The sequence below is a fragment of the Acinetobacter sp. UBA6526 genome, from assembly GCF_002434875.1.
GTDB classification, from domain to species: Bacteria; Pseudomonadota; Gammaproteobacteria; order Pseudomonadales; family Moraxellaceae; genus Acinetobacter; species Acinetobacter venetianus.
This window is the reverse complement of record NZ_DJLC01000197.1, coordinates 1-1,965: the sequence shown is the minus strand read 5'-3', so window position 1 is coordinate 1,965 and position 1,965 is coordinate 1. Positions and strand designations below refer to the sequence as shown.

1 pseudogene is annotated in these 1,965 nt (G+C 32.0%); it reads left to right on the top strand.

Features of this window, described 5'->3' with window-relative positions:
- Window positions 1-1,073: 1,073 nt before the first annotated feature.
- Window positions 1,074-1,965 (top strand): annotated as a pseudogene (locus B4237_RS13450) (hypothetical protein); the annotation flags it as partial.

The window sequence follows — 1,965 nt, the reverse complement described above, 5'->3', positions numbered from 1 at the left end:
AGCACACAGACAAACAGAGGATGGAGATCCTTCATTTGTTTACCCCAGATAAAATTATTGTTTTATGTATGCTGCTATTGGTTTAGCGATGACAAAGCCATACACAGCACTGGGGTAGATTCAAATCAGGAAATTTTAAAAATTGTAGACGCATGAGGCGACTCCTTTGTTTATTAAAGAAGTTCTACCAAATCACTGTCAATTGATTATGGTGGTAGAACGAAAGAGGGTTGACAGACTGGTAAACAAAGAAACCAGCACGCGCAAGCGCGTCCCCCTAACGTCCTACCATAAAGAGAAAGGGGGACGAACGGGTTCACAGCACATAAAAGAGTACTTTTATCTACTGTCTTTGTTATTTCGAGTCTGTCAAAACCCGCTAGCAATGTAGGCCAGCATCGAAAGGATAGCCCCCACTCTGTCTGCCGTCAAGGGAACTAGATTAATATGCTATTTTAGTCTATTAAAAATTATGCAATTAAAATTGATGCTAAGGTGTTTTTTTAGAATTTTTTGTATTCATTAGAAATATTGATACTCATTAAAAAAGATTATTGCGTTGATCATTTGAAGTTCAAAGAAAATCAACATGATTATTTTAAAAGCAACGCTTCTCTCCGAATGAAAAAATTTTATAAAGATTAGAAAAGTGCATCAATACAATTTTTTTATTTTCTCAGTTATATTCTTTTAGATTGCTCATCTTTTTTTGAATCACTCACTATCTAGTTACCCCCTAAATCAACTCGATAAATTCCTTATTTTACAGACAAGAAAATAAACTTTCTTTTTCACCTAATTTTATTCAAAAATTATCTTGTTTGACTTATTCAAAATTATTTGAAAAATATCCACTATAAATTCATAAACTTAAGAAAAAAAACAATATAACTTATCAGGGTAAAAATCCTAGGATTTCGACTATAATTTTTTAGATTTTTTTCAACTAATTTTTATCAAAAAATTTTCATATAACAAGTGAAAAAAAACTACCGTAAACTTTCGGCTACATTTAAGTCAGATTTACTTTCTGTTAGTATAACAAAAAAAATGCATTAAAAAGGGATAGAAGTATGACTAATAAAAGTGCGGATCTAGATTATGAAATTTTTTTGATCGATCACTTAGAGCGATTTGTTTTTTCCAATTTAAAATCATACCTACACTCCCCTCTACGTACTTTGCATCCCACACTTCTCTTAGTTAAGAGTGAAGAAAGATTTAAAAGTATGATTTACTACTTACATTCAATCGATTTATTTAAAGAGTCAGAAATAGAAAAGCAAATCCGTTTATACCCTTACTTGGATCCTGAAACTAATCCAGGTGTTGAACGAGATACAGTAAGAAAATTGGATTCTGAAATGCTACCCAAGCACTATGATGAAGTATTAACTGCTATCAAAAAGTTTCGCTTTGCAGTTCAAAATCAAGTAGGTATGCATCAAATTTCAGAACTCCGAAAACAAACTTTTCATATTTATGCATTCCATCAAGATACAAAAAATATTGAACTTGTTCCTAATGAAATTAAAACACATATTGAACAAACTCAACGCTCTGATCTTTCTTATGAAAATCATAGATTAAAAATAGAAAGCTTTACTGAATATTTTGAAACACTTTACACAGCTTATAGCAATGATTCAGAACCCTTGTGGAAACTGCTCGGATTTACCGATACCACGTTTCAAACCATACAAAAATTTCACAGACTCTCTAATATTAGCAACAAGAATCAAAGACAGTTGAATGAATTAAAACGCCTATCTGGTGGTCAAGATGTCCGCTTCGAGATTTTAATCGACTATGCCGTTGAAAAAGCAAATAATTATTTTAATTGTTCGTTAATAAATCATTATGAGGCCAAGGTTCGTAGCCTAGAGCATAAAAACAACATGATTGACCAACTCCTTGGAATAGAACCTTCAGCTTTTAAATCCCCCTATCGTAAGAAAAGACCAA